14 protein-coding genes and 1 pseudogene are annotated in these 16,165 nt (G+C 46.2%); 4 read left to right on the forward strand and 11 right to left on the reverse strand.

Annotation, left to right across the window (positions count from 1 at the left end):
* The first annotated feature begins 116 nt into the window (after positions 1 to 116).
* Complete coding sequence (gene ansA / locus DA100_RS02640; RefSeq protein WP_138970744.1) at positions 117 to 1,133, forward strand: asparaginase; 1,017 nt, start codon at positions 117 to 119, stop codon at positions 1,131 to 1,133.
* A 112-nt stretch (positions 1,134 to 1,245) separates the two neighbouring features.
* Here the strand turns inward: ansA and serS are convergent, their stop codons facing one another.
* From serS to DA100_RS02660, 4 genes are all read right to left on the reverse strand, one after another.
* Positions 1,246 to 2,553 carry a serine--tRNA ligase gene (gene serS / locus DA100_RS02645; RefSeq protein ID WP_138970745.1) on the reverse strand — a complete coding sequence of 436 codons (1,308 nt, stop codon included), beginning with the start codon at positions 2,551 to 2,553 and terminating at the stop codon, positions 1,246 to 1,248.
* Positions 2,554 to 2,650: 97 nt separating this feature from the next.
* Positions 2,651 to 3,997, reverse strand: coding sequence for a replication-associated recombination protein A (locus DA100_RS02650; RefSeq protein WP_138970746.1), 1,347 nt, complete (start codon positions 3,995 to 3,997; stop codon positions 2,651 to 2,653).
* A 2-nt stretch (positions 3,998 to 3,999) separates the two neighbouring features.
* Positions 4,000 to 4,596: an outer membrane lipoprotein chaperone LolA gene (lolA, locus tag DA100_RS02655; protein WP_138970747.1), complete on the reverse strand. Its 597-nt coding sequence runs from the start codon at positions 4,594 to 4,596 to the stop codon at positions 4,000 to 4,002.
* 97 nt (positions 4,597 to 4,693) lie between these two features.
* Positions 4,694 to 5,308 (reverse strand): SEC-C metal-binding domain-containing protein, encoded by a 615-nt coding sequence (locus tag DA100_RS02660; protein ID WP_138970748.1) that lies wholly within the window; start codon positions 5,306 to 5,308, stop codon positions 4,694 to 4,696.
* Between the two features lie 257 nt (positions 5,309 to 5,565).
* Between DA100_RS02660 and dusC the strand changes: the two genes are divergently transcribed.
* Positions 5,566 to 6,519: a tRNA dihydrouridine(16) synthase DusC gene (gene dusC, locus DA100_RS02665; protein ID WP_138970749.1), complete on the forward strand. Its 954-nt coding sequence runs from the start codon at positions 5,566 to 5,568 to the stop codon at positions 6,517 to 6,519.
* On the opposite strand, the pseudogene DA100_RS02670 reads toward dusC, so the two are convergent.
* From DA100_RS02670 to cysB, 6 genes and pseudogenes are all read right to left on the reverse strand, one after another.
* Positions 6,516 to 7,979 (reverse strand): annotated as a pseudogene (locus DA100_RS02670) (GGDEF domain-containing protein). The gene dusC and the pseudogene DA100_RS02670 sit on opposite strands and share 4 nt — an antisense overlap.
* 124 nt (positions 7,980 to 8,103) lie before the next feature.
* Positions 8,104 to 8,898: an ABC transporter ATP-binding protein gene (locus DA100_RS02675; RefSeq protein WP_138970750.1), complete on the reverse strand. Its 795-nt coding sequence runs from the start codon at positions 8,896 to 8,898 to the stop codon at positions 8,104 to 8,106.
* Complete coding sequence (locus DA100_RS02680; protein ID WP_138970751.1) at positions 8,895 to 9,839, reverse strand: ABC transporter permease; 945 nt, start codon at positions 9,837 to 9,839, stop codon at positions 8,895 to 8,897. Before DA100_RS02680 ends, DA100_RS02675 begins: the two co-directional genes overlap by 4 nt.
* 63 nt (positions 9,840 to 9,902) lie before the next feature.
* Positions 9,903 to 10,868, reverse strand: a complete 966-nt coding sequence (locus DA100_RS02685) for an ABC transporter substrate-binding protein (protein ID WP_138970752.1) — start codon at positions 10,866 to 10,868, stop codon at positions 9,903 to 9,905.
* 326 nt (positions 10,869 to 11,194) lie between these two features.
* Complete coding sequence (locus DA100_RS02690; protein WP_138970753.1) at positions 11,195 to 12,388, reverse strand: methyltransferase; 1,194 nt, start codon at positions 12,386 to 12,388, stop codon at positions 11,195 to 11,197.
* 54 nt (positions 12,389 to 12,442) lie between these two features.
* Positions 12,443 to 13,417, reverse strand: coding sequence for an HTH-type transcriptional regulator CysB (cysB, locus tag DA100_RS02695; protein ID WP_138970754.1), 975 nt, complete (start codon positions 13,415 to 13,417; stop codon positions 12,443 to 12,445).
* Positions 13,418 to 13,706: 289 nt separating this feature from the next.
* Between cysB and DA100_RS02700 the strand changes: the two genes are divergently transcribed.
* Positions 13,707 to 14,471, forward strand: a complete 765-nt coding sequence (locus DA100_RS02700; RefSeq protein ID WP_138970755.1) for a DNA repair protein — start codon at positions 13,707 to 13,709, stop codon at positions 14,469 to 14,471.
* A gap of 75 nt (positions 14,472 to 14,546) precedes the next feature.
* Positions 14,547 to 15,320, forward strand: coding sequence for a tRNA isopentenyl-2-thiomethyl-A-37 hydroxylase MiaE (locus DA100_RS02705; RefSeq protein WP_138970756.1), 774 nt, complete (start codon positions 14,547 to 14,549; stop codon positions 15,318 to 15,320).
* A 124-nt stretch (positions 15,321 to 15,444) separates the two neighbouring features.
* Here DA100_RS02705 and pyrF read toward each other — a convergent pair whose 3' ends face one another.
* The gene (gene pyrF / locus DA100_RS02710; protein WP_138970757.1) at positions 15,445 to 16,143 is read right to left on the reverse strand and encodes an orotidine-5'-phosphate decarboxylase; all 699 of its coding nucleotides are present in this window, start codon (positions 16,141 to 16,143) and stop codon (positions 15,445 to 15,447) included.
* Positions 16,144 to 16,165 lie beyond the last annotated feature (22 nt).

The following is a 16,165-nucleotide window of genomic DNA, read 5'->3' on the forward strand; positions in this document are numbered from 1 at the left end:
CTAAACCGACCAGATGATTTAGGGGGGATTCCTGTGCGGAATCCCCCTTTTTATTGGCCTAGATTAAGATATAATTCCCCGCTCTGTTCCCCCTACAATTAACTGGTTTCAAAGCAATGGCAAGAAAACATATTTATATCGCATACACCGGCGGTACCATTGGTATGCAAAAATCCCATGATCACGGCTATGTTCCTATCGCTGGCTTCATGGAGAAACAACTCGCTAGCATGCCAGAGTTTCATCGACCAGAAATGCCTGAGTTTACTATCCACGAGTATGATCCTCTGATTGACTCGTCAGATATGACACCTGCAGATTGGCAACAAATCGCGGATGATATCCGTGATAACTACGACAAGTACGATGGTTTCGTGATCCTGCATGGCACCGACACCATGGCATATACTGCATCTGCACTATCGTTCATGCTGGAAAACTTGGGTAAACCTGTCATTGTCACTGGCTCTCAAATTCCATTGGCTGAACTGCGCTCTGACGGTCAAGCCAATCTGCTAAATGCCCTGCATATTGCTGCGAATTACCCGATTAACGAAGTGACGCTGTTCTTTAACAACAAGCTCATGCGTGGCAACCGCAGTACGAAATCTCACGCTGATGGCTTTAACGCCTTCACTTCACCAAACCTACCTCCACTGCTAGAAGCGGGTATCAATATTCAAATCAGCAGTGAGATTGAAGTCGGTAAGAAACCAGAAGGCGAGTTTAAAGTTCACGACATTACACCACAGCCTATCGGCGTGATTACTATGTACCCAGGAATTTCTCACGAAGTCATTCGCAACACGTTGCTTCAGCCTGTCAATGCAATGATTTTGCTGACGTTCGGTGTCGGTAATGCTCCGCAAAATCCCGAGCTACTCAATCACCTCAAAGAGGCTTCACAGCGTGGCGTTCTCGTCGTCAACCTGACTCAATGTCTCGCTGGTAAAGTCAATATGGGCGGTTACGCAACGGGTTGTGCCTTAGCAGAAGCTGGCGTGATCAGTGGCTATGATATGACACCAGAAGCAGCGCTGGCGAAACTGCATTACCTTTTAAGCCAAGGTCTAAGCTACGAACAAGTTAAGGTTAAGATGCAGCAAGTGCTTCGCGGTGAAATGAGTATCTAAACTCAATCGCTCATAGCCCTGCAAAGCCGACCTTATGTCGGCTTTTTTATTTCCCGCAGGTACAAAAAAGGCGACTGTATCAGTCGCCTTTTGCTTTATATATCGCTCGCGATTAACCGATGTGCGTTGCGCCGCCCATGTACTTCTGAAGTACAGTTGGGATTGCGATACGGCCATCAGCTTCTTGGTTGTTCTCCAGAATCGCAACCATTGTACGACCTACAGCAAGGCCAGAGCCATTTAGTGTATGAACAAGCTCAGGCTTCTTCTCGCCTTTACGACGGAAACGCGCTTGCATACGACGAGCCTGGAAGTCCCACATGTTTGAACAAGATGAGATTTCACGGTAAGTCTCTTGCGCTGGAACCCAAACTTCAAGGTCGTAAGTCTTACGAGCACCGAAGCCCATATCACCAGTACACAGAACCACTTTACGGTAAGGAAGTTCTAGCAGTTGAAGAACTTTCTCTGCATGAGCGGTGAGTTCTTCAAGTGCATCCATTGAGTCTTCCGGCTTAGTGATTTGTACCAATTCAACTTTGTCAAATTGGTGCATACGAATAAGACCACGAGTGTCACGACCATAAGAACCCGCTTCTGAACGGAAACATGGCGTATGAGCTGTCATTTTAAGTGGCAGATCTGCTTCGTCGGTAATCGTGTCACGGACCATGTTAGTAACAGGAACTTCCGCAGTTGGAATAAGCGACAGTTTACGTGGTTCTTCGTCGTTCACTTTCTCTTCTAGCGGCTCTGTGTGGAAGAGGTCTTTGCCAAACTTAGGTAGCTGGCCAGTACCAAATAGGCTGTCAGAGTTTACTAGGTAAGGCACATACATTTCTGTGTAGCCGTGCTCTTCAGTGTGAAGATCAAGCATGAACTGAGCAATTGCGCGGTGAAGACGAGCAAACTGCCCCTTCATCACGATAAAGCGTGCACCCGTAATCTTAGTAGCACTCGCAAAATCAAGACCGTCGCCCATTTCACCTAGGTCAACGTGATCTTTCAATTCGAAGTCGTAAGTTTTTGGTTCACCCCAACGAGAAATCTCTACGTTGTCATTTTCATCTTTACCGTCTGGCACTTCATCTACAGGCAGGTTAGGAACCGATAGAGTAATTTCATCAAGTTTCGCCATTACCGCGTCAAGTTCTACTTTTTTCGCGTCTAAATCGCTACCAAGTGTACCGATTTGCTTCTTGATTTCTTCTGCACCGTCTTTATCGCCTGCTGCCATTTTCTGGCCAATCTGCTTGGAGATGGAATTACGCGTGGATTGTAAATTTTCAACTTCTACTTGAATGGACTTGCGTTGTTCTTCAAGTGTACGGATTGTCTCTACGTCTAGCTTAAAGCCACGACGTGCTAGTTTTGCAGCTGTTTCATCCAGCTCTGTACGAAGTAATTTAGAATCCAGCATTGTTAATCCTATGCTTTTTTTAGTAGTGAAATCGCGCTCAAGCTTCATGCTCAAGCGCTAAAAATATTAACCGAATAAATGTATCTAAAATGGACGCTTATTCATAGCGTTTTTGTGGGCTTTTTGCGTCTAAACTAGCCAAGTAATCTAACTTTTCGCCAATTTTAGTTTCTAAGCCGCGATTGGTTGGCTGGTAGTAAGTTTTTTCCGACATTTCTGGTGGCAAATATTGCTCACCAGCCGCATACGCTCCTGGCTCATCGTGGGCATAACGGTACTCGGCGCCATAACCAAGATCTTTCATCAGGCTGGTGGGAGCATTACGAAGATGAGGCGGCACTTCATACTCAGGTAAGTTATGCGCATCGGCCAGAGCTTGCTTCCAAGCGGTATAGACGGCATTGCTCTTTGGCGCGCATGCTAAATAGACAATGGCCTGAGCAATCGCACGTTCGCCTTCGGCTGGCCCCACTCGTGTAAAACAGTCCCATGCTGATAGGGCTACCTGCATAGCACGCGGGTCGGCATTACCAATATCTTCTGACGCAATAGCCAACAGCCTGCGAGCAATGTACAAAGGGTCACAGCCAGCTGCAATCATCCGAGCAGACCAATAGAGTGCGGCATCGGGGTTGGAACCTCGAATTGATTTATGTACCGCTGAAATTAAGTCGTACCAGATGTCTCCTTTGTTGTCGAAACGAGAGACCTTCTCCCCGGCCACTTCCGCCAACAAAGCCAAAGTGATCTGTTTTTTACCTTGCGCGTCTTCTTGAGCCATATCATACAGCAGCTCAAGATAGTTTAGGGACATGCGGGCATCACCGTTGACAAGTTCAGATAAACGATCGAGCACGTTGTCGACAAATTCAGCCTCTACCCCACCTAAACCACGCTCTTCGTCATTAATGGCTTGTTCAAGCGCCAGACGGATATCTTCTTTGGCCAACGACGTCAGTTTGTAAACGCGGGCACGTGACAGCAAGGCGTTATTGAGTTCAAAAGAGGGATTTTCAGTTGTTGCGCCAATAAAGGTTACCGTGCCATCCTCGATATGAGGGAGAAACGCATCTTGCTGGGATTTGTTGAAGCGATGTACCTCATCAACAAACAAGATGGTGCGTCGACCTGCCAGTTTATACTCACGAGCTTTCTCAATGGCAGCACGGATCTCTTTTACACCCGAAGTGACGGCCGAGACACGCTCAACCTCTGCGTTAGCATAATTGGCAGCTACTTCAGCGAGAGTGGTTTTTCCTGTACCCGGCGGTCCCCAAAGAATCATCGAGTGGATATGCCCAGCTTCTAGAGAACGTCTTAGCGGCTTGCCTTGGCCAAGAATATGTTGCTGACCAATATACTGCTCGAGTGTTTGAGGGCGCATTCTGGCAGCAAGGGGGCGAAAGTCTTCATCCCCCGAAAAATCTAACGTGTAGTTACTCACACTTAGTTCCTTTGGTCATCGACCTCTACACCCTGTGGAATAGCGAACGTAAAACGATCAGCACTTGGTTTGCCAAGGTGGACATTGTTGAACGTAAACGTACTTTGCTGGCCATCTTGCTCAACCACACTAAACCCTTCCACCTTACCTTGAGGGTCGATTTTTAGCTTAAATTGACCTTGATTGCTGTCAGCTGCGGTTGGCGTTAAGGTGAAGGTATTCCCTTGTTGTTCAACCTTGTAGTTATCCCAGTCGCTCGCGCGATTGCGAGTCAGAAGAACAAAGGGGGTTTGCTCTGTTGCTTGCTCTTGCCAATAGATACTCACTTGTTCAATGAATGGGCTGTAATACCACAGGCTCTTACCATCAGACACCAAGACATTTTCGTCCGGAGCGGTTGTCGTCCAACGAAATAGACTCGGACGTGCGATCTCTACATTACCCTGACCTTCCATCACAACGTCGCCTTCAGGGCTGATCAGCTGTTGAGAAAAATCAGCACTGAATCCATCGTTCATTTGTAGTCGTTGGCTAAGCTCATCTTTAGGCGCAGCCATCACGGAAAAGCTCATCATTAGTAATACAGCAAATTTTTTCATTCGATTGTTACCCTAATTGGTCGCGTACGTACCACTTATAACTTCTAATTCGTTCTAATATGACCGAACAAGGTTAACTTTGTTCGATCAGTTTTGTTTATTTTCCGCAGCACTGCTTGAATTTTTTACCGCTCCCACACGGACATTCATCGTTACGACCAATGTTTTTGTATGGGTTAACGCTTTGAGCTTTGGCACCTGTCATTGCTGCATCAGCGGCTTGCGCTACTTCAGCAATCATCAGGTCTATTTGGTCAATAAAGTCACTCAGTAACGGTGGGGTTTCAATGCCCGACGCTTGCATTTGACTGCGAGTTTGCTCTTCATCAACCGCTAACATAAACGTCGTTAACATCGCCTGAAGCATACGCAGTGTTCCATCTCCTACACTGGTCTCCATCCACTGCTCTTCGACCGTCGGCCACAAGGTCATAAAGCCTTCTGCGAAGTCAGCCAGTTGTTCGACTTGGCGTTCAGGTTCGAGTAAGTTCAATAGCGAGTATTCACCTCGCTGCAAATAAGCGTATTGCTGATGAATGTGCGCTTCGATACTCGGTCTCACCTCTAATACACGCTCAGTAAAAACCGACCCTAGCCAACTTTCTGGGGCTAAAGGTTTGGTTGCCATATTGGCCGCGAGCGTTAAGCCTTCAATAAAGAGTGGTGATTCGGCAGTAATTGAGTCTTCGAGTGTCAGAATTTGATACTTCATTTTCTTGTTCTAGTGTTAATCGTTGTTTAGCGACATTATAACCCTATGCAAGGTCTGCGGTCACTTCGAGACTTCCCTCCCTGATTCGATGACCATACCTTGCTGAAATTTTTGCTACTGTTCCCGTCACGGCTAGTCTCAACATTTGGTGGCTAGCCTTTTCTTTTTTCTCATTGGCTTTGCACAATCTTAGTTGAGGGATGACTTTATCGGCTAATACCTCTAAAATCACGCCTCTTAAATCTGAGGTGTAATTTATGCGTGTAGTTCTGGGGCCTATGGAGGGCGTGTTAGATCACTTAATGCGAGAGATCTTAACGGATATCAATGACTATGACTTGTGTGTCACTGAATTCGTCCGTGTTGTCGATCAACTCTTGCCTGATCACGTCTTTCACCGCCTGTGTCCAGAGTTACTACAAGGCTCTCAGACAAAATCTGGGGTTCCTGTACATGTACAACTGCTTGGTCAAGATCCACACTGGATGGCTGAAAATGCCGTTCGTGCAGCACAACTTGGTGCCAAAGGCATTGACCTCAACTTTGGCTGTCCGGCTAAACTCGTCAACAAAAGCAAAGGGGGCGCGGCATTGCTGCAACATCCTGAGTTGATTCACAATGTGGTTAAAGCATGCCGAGAAGCGGTTAGCTCAGATATTCCTGTCACAGCTAAGATTCGTTTGGGCTGGGACAACCCTGAAGACTGCTTCGAAATCGTCGACGCGATTCAAAGTGCCGGGGCAAATGAATTGACCGTCCATGCCAGAACCAAAACGGGTGGCTACAAAGCGAGCGAAATCAAGTGGGAGTACATCAACAAAATTCGCCAACGTTTCGATATTCCGCTGATTGCCAATGGTGAGATATGGAATTATCAAGATGGTCAAGCCTGCATTGACACTACTGGAGTTGACTCTTTAATGGTCTGCCGTGGTGCGTTCAACGTGCCGAATTTGGGCAATGTGGTCAAACATGATCATGCGGTGATGCCTTGGTCACAAGTTGTTGAACTGCTCTTGGTGTATTCTCAGTATGAAATGAAAGGCGACAAAGGTCTTTACTATCCTAACCGAGTTAAGCAGTGGTTCGCGTATTTACGTCATCAGTACCCACAAGCAGATACGCTATTTAGAGAAATTCGCACCTACAACAAAGCTGCACCCATTGTTGAGCATATCACCCGATACCGAGATACACTCGTCGCAGCTTAGAACACCAACTGATCTTTACCGGCGTTTTTCGCTTGATAAAGCTTTTCATCAGCAGCTTTGAATAACACTTCGAAGCTGCTTGCTCATTCAGCTTCAACCACTTCAACACCACCAGACACAGTGAAACCGTTTTCTACAGCCGCCTCTGAATGCTGGCAAATATCGTTCCTTACCCTGAGCATACTTTTCTTCAGCGGCTCTATCGCGTTTCCAGTCATATAAATCACAAACTCTTCACCGCCAATTCGAGCCGCGGCATCACTACTACGAATGCCTAGGCTAATCTGTTCTGCCACATATTTAATAACGGTATCGCCGACATCATGGCCGTGGTTATCATTAATTTTCTTAAAATCATCAATGTCGAAAACCCCGAGCGCGATATAGTGACCGTGCAGGGCGTTATTGGTTAAAAACGCTTCTAAGCCACGTCGATTTAGCAGGCCTGTCATAGGATCTGTCGCGGCAAGCTCTCTGAAATAACCTTGCTCAACCCTCGTATTGATCAAAAATAACACCACAACGGAGAACACATAGATAAAGGCCGTCACTAGAAGGCTGTATCGTTGAAAGTAGAAAAAGTGGCGAATCTCTTTTTGTAGATCAAAGAGATAATAAAGAGCATAGTTGCTTGCTACCCCTTCTATGTTAATCATTTTCAGCCTAAACGCATTGTCAGGTGGAGAGAGGTCACTGGTGTTTAGGATATGCAGTTCGCCCGCTAATTTGCCTTGAGTTGCGAGCAGGCGTTGGTAAGAGATATCTACTGACAGCATCCCCTGATGCACATCATTTAGGTAGACTGGCATCGTCATACTCAAAATGGTGTCATTGCTTGCAATGATTGGGGTTGGCCCAGACAAAGTAATTATATCTCGGTTACTGGCGGTCACGTGCCAGTATGGGCGAGCTTGGATGGTGTCGAGTAATTCCACCGTCAGACTCTTTGCATAATCATCAGGCGAAGACATTACATAGCCTGCTCTATCGATATAGTGAATGCCTAGCAGATACCCATCGATATCGTGTAAGAATGACAAAATTGGAGCAAGTGACACTTGGTTGGAAACTCGCTGATAGATGTCACTACCTGGAGTACAAAGGCTTTCTCTGCCAACCAACATATAGTTAATGTCGACAGCGGGAATGTCATAATCCCGCCCTTCGGATCTCAGTAGAGCGTCAATCGGCCACATCTGACATAAACCCTCGACAATTCGACGATTATATTCAAGCAGCATAAAGTTTGCGTTCTTATCATGGTTGGAAAAGCTATAGTCTATCGCGGCAACGACTTTAGCGGCGCGAGAAGTTGCCTCAACGACACGAGTGTATTCATCATCGATATCGCGATTAACGGCGTCATAATGGTTTTTTAGCGTCAATGCAAGCACGACTAAGGACCAAACCATAGGTGCTAAAAATACAAACTTTAAACTAAAGTGCCTGTCAACCTGCATCTATTTCCTCACTAAAACTAAACCCATCAATACTGTAATACAATTGATGGGTTTAGTAGATATCCAGATTGATATTATCTCATAGATTTGGTGGATATTTCGGTAGCAATTTGTCAGCAACTCGTTAATTTAACAATAAGCTATCATCCGCCAGTTCTTCTCCACGAACCTTAGAAAACATCTCTAAAAGATCTGGAACTCGCATATTCGCTCGCTGTTCACCGGATACATCGAGAACAATCTCGCCTTGGTGAAGCATCACGGTACGGTCACCACAAGCTAACGCGTCTTTCATTGAGTGAGTAACCATCATCACAGTGAGGTTGAACTCCGAAACAATTTTCTTTGTCAAATCAATAATAAACGCAGCCATACGTGGATCCAGCGCTGCTGTATGTTCATCCAATAACAATAATTTGCTATCGGAAAGCGTCGCCATCACAAGGCTCACAGCTTGACGCTGGCCGCCCGATAATAGGCCAATGCTGTCACCTAAACGGTCTTCCAATCCTAGCCCTAGGATACTGATACGCTCCTGAAAAAGTTTGCGACGCTGAGATGAAAGGGAAAGATTCCACCCTCTCTTTTTACCACGCATATATGCGAGTGCCATGTTCTCTTCAATCGTCAACTCTCCACACGTACCAGCTAAAGGATCCTGAAACACTCGAGCACATTGCTTGGCTCGCTGATCCACTGTTTGACGAGTAACATCGAGTTCATCAATCACTACGCGTCCACCGAACATTGGCGTTTCACCAGTAACAGCTCCAAGCAGCGTTGATTTACCTGCACCGTTCGAACCAATCACGGTTAGGAATTGGTGCTCCGGAACCTCAAGAGAAACACCACGCAAAGCACGATTTTCTAAGATGGTTCCTGGATTGAACGTCACCTGAATATCTTCTAGACGAATCATGCTACTTCTCCTGACTCTTTATCCTGCTTGGATAGATTTTTGCTCTCCATCGCAGGGCTAAGCTTTTTTGATTTAAGGTTACCTTTAATCTTGGGCGCAATCAGCGCTGCTGCAACCAGAACTGCCGTGACCAAGTTGAGGTCTGAGGCTTGCAATCCGAACATCCCTGAACTGAGTGCAAATGCGACCGCCAGACGGTAGAGCACTGAACCGACGATAACTGCAACAACAGCCACCCATATTTTTCTTCCTGGAATAAGCGTTTGACCGAGTATCACCGCAGCCAAACCAACCACGATAGTCCCGACACCAGAAGTCACATCAGCAAAGCTGTTCGTTTGAGCAAACAAAGCCCCAGCAAAGCCAACAAAACCATTGGATAACGCCAGACCAAAGTAGGTATAAAAGGATGTGCTCGCCCCTTGCGCTGAAACCATGCGGGCATTGACTCCCGTCGCGCGTAGGCCTAGTCCGAAGTCGCTGTTTAGTAAACGTACCACCAGCCAGGCAGAAACCAACACCAATATGCCGACCAACAGTGGGCGAACTAACATAGGATCGCCGTACGCCTCAAACGGGGTCAGAATAGTCTCCTCACCAAGCAAAGCTAAGTTTGGTCTACCCATGATGCGGATATTGATCGAAAAGGCCGCGATCATCGTTAATATCGATGCCAAAAGATGGAGGATTCCACAGCGAACCGCTAAAAACGCGGTCACCCAGCCAGTCGCAGCACCCGCTACGATCGCCATCAAGGTCGCCAACCACGGATTGATACCGGCAACAATTGCAGTAGCGGCAACGGCGGCTCCCATAGGAAAGCTACCATCTACACTTAAGTCAGGAAAATCAAGCACGCGAAAGGTGAGATAAACGCCGAGGGCTACGAGACCATACAGTAAGCCAATTTCCAAAGCGCCAAAAAATGCAAAAGCAGACATAACAACTCCCTTTTCTGCTAAAGACTCACACCCCCAAGCAACGCGGTTGCTTGGGGGATTGGTTTATTTCACGCTTGTCGCACGGTCTAGTACAGACTGTGGAATCACCACACCAAGTTTGGTCGCAGCGCTTTGGTTAACAACCAGATCTGAGCCCTTTGCCACTTTGACATCAAGCGAACCAGGCGCTGCACCTTCAATGATCGCTGCAACATAATCCGCGGTTTGAACACCCACCTGGTAGTAGTCAAATCCTAAGCTCGCAATGGCGCCTTTTTCTACGTATGAAGTCGCACCACCCAATACTGGTGTCTTAGCCTGATTAGCCGCAACAATCATACCCTCAATCGCACTCGCTACCGTGTTGTCTGTTGGCGCATAAATCACATCTGACTTCGCTGCGATAGCTTGCGTAGCAGATTGCACGTCAGCACTTTTCAGAGCCGTCGCTTCGATAACTTGAATGCCCTGCTCTTGTGCGCTGCGTTTTAGAAGTTCTACTAACGTCACCGCATTCGCTTCACCTGGATTGAATACCACGCCGATAGATTTGACCTGTGGAAGAATCTCTTTGATCAATTCAACATGCTGGCTGACGGGAGAGAGATCGGACAGACCAGTCACGTTCTTACCTGGTTGTTCCAATGTCTTAACTAACTTCGCACCAACTGGGTCAGTAACCGCGGTAAATACAACTGGGATCGTACGAGTAGCTGAAACGAGTGCTTGGGCAGTAGGAGTCGCGATACCAACTAAAACATCCGGTTTTTCACCCACATATTGGCGCGCAATCTGAACCGCAATAGCAGGATTGCCCTGTGCAGTTTTGTAATCGAATTCTAGGTTTTTGCCTTGCTCGTAACCTTTGGCTTTTAGCCCGTCGATTAGACCTTGGCGAGTGGCGTCTAGCGCGGGATGCTCGACAATTTGTGATACGGCTACCTTAGCCGTTTTTGCCATGATACTGGTTGATGAGAGTAACGTAACACCTGCGAGAACGGCGGTCGCAATAGCTTTTCCTGCTTTCATCTTGACTCCTTGATGTCGTACCAACGCCACTGACTATCTAAACATTCTTCGAGGCCAAGAGTGCAATCACTAAATTACGGTGATGACGCCATAAGAATGACAAAGTAACCGCCACTGGTACGGTGCTCTCAGTCCCTTCTGCCTAGCAATAACCTGAGTACACAATTAATGGCGCTGGTATAAGCAATAATATGTTGTGTGAAGTTCTGTTTTGTATTTATAAATTGCACACTTTATGTGCACATCAATTATTATTACCAGCAAGCTGTACAAAAGAAAAGCACGTTTTAACATTGGAGTAACAAAAAGAGACACCACCTTGCTATCTACACTTTCACAGCATGAATCAGTATGTTACGGGGAGTCATCTCTCGTGAGCAAAACTCCGAGATTTGAACGCGATAGCCGTTCTCATTAAGGAAAAGTCCCTTATCCAGCACTAGCCACATTTCCAAACATCGCCTGAATGGTTGCTGAATCAAACTGATGCGTTCCATTTGCCAATACTTTTCCAAGCCCAATTGTTCAAAATGACTAAAATCAACATCCGGTAGAACGATACCTTTACTATCACTCGCCCAACGACAAAACGCTTCAAAGCCTTGGGAAAGCTGCGACTTCTTAATACTTGGCACAGGTTGATAGCGTTCGAATCCCAGCACATTACGTAATAGCAGATCAAAGCCAAGACGATATGACATCTCTTCGATTCGGTGCCTTCTCACCCGCTCGCCGCCAGTGACCGTTTCTTGAAGGGGGATCCGCAGCTCAGACTTGCTTAACCCAAGCTTAGATTGTTTCCCTTGGATAGAGAGTGCTTGATAGTGCTCATTGGCGATCAAATGATAGCAACAGGGAGAAAAAGTAATCGCTGGTAGCCTCTTGTCGGTAGCATGGTTAAGAAGCGATATATGCAGATCTCCGCAAGCATGCAGAGCGACGGCGTGCTGACTTGAACTGAATACCTGTTGTGCATCGCGACTCAACGCGTCGCCCTGAACAAAATGCATCGGCAGGTTGTGTTTGTCCGCTTCAAACTGCCCCGCATCACAAAGCATTTGCTGAAACTCAAAACTGGTCACCTTATGCTGGGTTTGACTCGCGAGTATTCTGCCGAGAAATCCCTTACCTGAGCACCACTCTAACCATTCGCTACCGTGGTGATCGCGCAGCGCCGCCTCTCCCATGGAGAGGATTTGCTCAAGCTTACGCCCTGGGACACCATTTTCGACACCACGCACTAGTGCTAACCCCTGCTTGTCGATAGAGGGCAATGTCGTCCACTGGGAAGTTTGCTCAACACAAGCCAAATAAGGCGTTAAGGCGTTAATAAGGCTTAGGTTATTCTGTTTATAGCCTTCAATTTCTTTTGGGCTCAAGCCGTCTAACCAAGCACACAGCTGTGGATTAGACTCTTTCCAGGGCAAATGGCTATCTAAACATGAAATGAAAGCCTCAAAACGCCAATATTGCTGATTTCGCGTTAGAAACTGATCGAGTGATTTGAATTGAGTATGCATGACTTCCCCCCGGTGTGCGTAGTGTAGAGGGAAGTCACTAGAGATGGTAGTCGCTTAACGAACAGGAAGGTCGATATCTTTGAACATTTCTTCGATTTCTGCGCTCGATTTAAGCGACAATGCCCGCTCAACAACTGGACGTGTTAAATGCGGTGCAAAACGTTCCATAAAGTCGAACATGTAACTGCGTAAGAAGGTGCCGCGTCTGAAACCAATACTTGTGGTGCTCGCACCAAAGATATGACTCGCATCAATTGCGACCAAATCAGTGTCTTGCTCTTTGTCGATCGCCATACTCGCAATAACACCAACGCCAATCCCCATACGCACGTACGTTTTGATCACGTCTGCGTCTGTAGCGGTAAAGACAACTCGCGGTGTTAGGCCATATTTATTGAACGCAGTATCCAGCTCAGAGCGACCTGTAAAACCAAATACGTACGTCACCAACGGATAGGAAGCCAGATCTTGAATAGTCACCTTTTCCTTCTGTGCCAGAGGATGGGATTTTGGCACAACAATGGAACGATTCCAGTGGTAACAAGGCAGCATGATCGCATCTTGGTATAGGTGCAGTGCTTCCGTCGCAATGGCGAAATTAGCGGTACCTTTGGCAATCGCCTCTGACATTTGAGATGGCGTACCTTGGTGCATATGGAGTGATACTTTAGGGTAACGAGCGGTAAATCCTTTAATAACGTCAGGAAGCGCATAACGAGCTTGAGTGTGTGTCGTCGAGATATTGAGGGTTCCCATCTCAGGATGGGTATGCTCACCGGCAACGGCTTTGATGCTTTCGACACGAGCTAAGATTTCCTGAGAAATGCGAATAATATCTTCACCAGCCCCCGTCACTTGAGTAAGGTGTTTTCCACTGCGTTCGAAGATCTGAATGCCCAGCTCATCTTCCAGCAAACGTACCTGCTTACTGATGCCCGGCTGAGACGTATACAGACTTTCCGCAGTAGCTGATACATTTAAGTTATGGTTAACGACCTCAACAATATACTTCAATTGTTGTAATTTCATTCTCGACCTCGTAATCCCTTACTCTACGCCCCATAGCGAGCGAACATAGTTTATAATATTTAGTTATAACGCCTATGGGTTCAAATTGATAGTCCAATCGTTATCAAGCCGCATAAAAGCAGAGGCTTGTGGCTATTTTGCAATCAAATACGCAGAATCAACCTTGCATTGGTATTTTTCATTAATAAAATCGAACATTTGAGCGATAATACAAAACAGGTGCAGGGAGTGATTAGAATCGTGTATGCTTGCTAGCCAGTAAAAAAATAAAACATAAGATACGGAATTTATGAATATAGGGTTAATCATAGCTTTAGTTGCCATCTTACTTGTCTTGGTATTGGGCTATAACATAATGCTTCAATACAAAGTCAAAGCTGAAACTGCACGGAAGCAGGAGAGTTCGCGCTATCTTCAAATCATAGATGCAACAGAAGAATTAATCGGTCACGCACACCATATGCCTTATAGTAAGGAGTTATTGGTGTGTCTAAACACCCGTATCTTAGACGCACTACAAAGTATGCATGAGCTGGATCCAAAGAATAAACAGCTTGAACAACGCGTCGAACACGTCAAACAACAGATCAAACAACTTGACGAAAATTACCAAGGTGGCGAGAGTACAACCTTTAAAGTGCCAAGCAGTGATAAGCAAGCGATTGTTATGCTTAAACTGGTTAAACGCCTTCGCGACACTATCCGGAGTGAACACAACAAAGGTCGCTTTGAAACTCAGGCCTACGTTACCGAAAATGCTCGCTTGGAAACCATCCAGATACGCATCAACATTGAAAACGTCATCAAACGTTCAAATGATGCTATCGTACGTGGTCAACCGGGTACGGCTGTGCAACTGCTTCGTAAAGGACTTGATGCTCTTAGCACCAAAAATGACAACTATTCGAATCAAGCACGCGAAAAACTTCAAGGAATGTATGATGACCTTGAATCAAAACGCCAAAGCAAAAATGCTGAAGAATTACACCAGATCGAAGAAGACCAACGCAAAAACGATATGGACCAGCTCTTTGGTGAGAAGAAAAAGTGGTAATATAGCCGCGATTACACATCCTCTAGAGGTCGCTGTTGCGGCCTTTTTTATTTGAATTGATAGATTTTGTTCAAGATGATTGAGTTAGACCAATACCAAGCTTTGCTAGAGCCTATTAACGGTTTTCTACACTGTTCAACACCTGACGCGTGGGTAGATGAGGCGCGTAAGCCAGAGAACCTTAAGGTAGTACTGATTGACCACTTGCTTTGTGAGCTAAAGGCAGGCCAGTCAGCAATGTACTTAATTCGTAAGTATGCCGTTGATAAACAGAGCGCGTACAGCCTGTTGGATTGGTTCGAACCATACGAGAACTTCGCTTACCGCAAAACCGGCAGCCTAGAGACGCTTAAAGGCAAAAGTCAGATCTCGAAAACGATTATGGCAAAGTCAGACTCACCATACAGTCAGGATTTAATCGATAAGATGGTCATGCTCATTAAAGAAGAGCTACACCACTTCTATCAGGTTCTGGAAATCATGGATAAGCGTGGTATCGCGTACGAACCTGTCCAAGCGAGTCGCTACGCTAAGGGGTTGATTGGTAATATGGCGACTCATGAGCCCCAGACTCTGATTGATAAGCTCATCATCGGCGCCTATATCGAAGCACGCTCCTGTGAACGCTTTGCTAAGCTGGCACCACATATGGACGAAGATATTGCTAAGTTCTATATCTCACTATTGCGCTCAGAAGCACGCCATTACCAGGATTACCTCACCCTTGCGCAAGAGATTGCCGGTCAGGATATCAGCGAGCGTGTCGCCTATTTTGGTCGCATCGAAGCACAACTCATCTCTTCACCAGACAGTGACTTTAAGTTTCACAGCGGTGTGCCTAGTTTCTAGTTTCTAGTTTCTAGTTTCTAGTTTCTAGTTTCTAGTTTCTAGTTTCTAGTTTCTAGTTTCTAGTTTCTAAAAAATAAGGGGTTGATAAGTCGCTAGCAACCCCCTTTGTTAACGTATTACACGACTATGCGTAAAGAGTGGCGTTAATTTCAGCCAGAACCGCTGCTGGGTCAGGCGCTTGAGTAATAGGACGACCAATAACAAGGTAATCTGACCCCGCTTTCACGGCATCGACTGGTGTCATGATACGTTTCTGGTCGCCAACAGCAGCACCAGCAGGACGAATACCCGGAGTAACCAGCTTGAACTCCTGGCCTAATTCGCCTTTTAGCATAGATGCTTCCTGAGCTGAACACACTACCCCATCAAGACCTGAGTTTTTAGTTAAGCTGGCCAGGCGAATGACTTGCTCCTGTGGCGCAATATCCAGGCCAATGCCTGCTAAGTCACTCTGCTCCATACTGGTCAATACCGTCACACCGATAAGCAGCGGGCGATCCTTACCATATGGTTGTAAGATTTCACGTGAAGCTGTCATCATACGCTCACCACCACTTGCATGAACGTTTACCATCCAAACGCCTATTTCAGCCGCTGCACGCACTGCTTTAGAACAGGTATTTGGAATGTCATGAAATTTAAGATCTAGGAATACCGAGAATCCACGTTTGTGAAGCTCTTTAACGAAGTCAGGACCAAATAAGGTAAACATCTCTTTGCCGACTTTTAGACGACATGAGCTTGGGTCAATTCTATCAACAAAAGCGAGTGCATCGGCTTGGTTGTCATAATCCAGTGCAACAATTACTTTTTGGTCGATCATTTCATCTCCTAACTATAAATAA

Origin of the sequence: Vibrio sp. Hep-1b-8 (assembly GCF_006124995.1) — a bacterium.
In the GTDB taxonomy this organism is placed as follows: Bacteria; Pseudomonadota; Gammaproteobacteria; order Enterobacterales; family Vibrionaceae; genus Vibrio.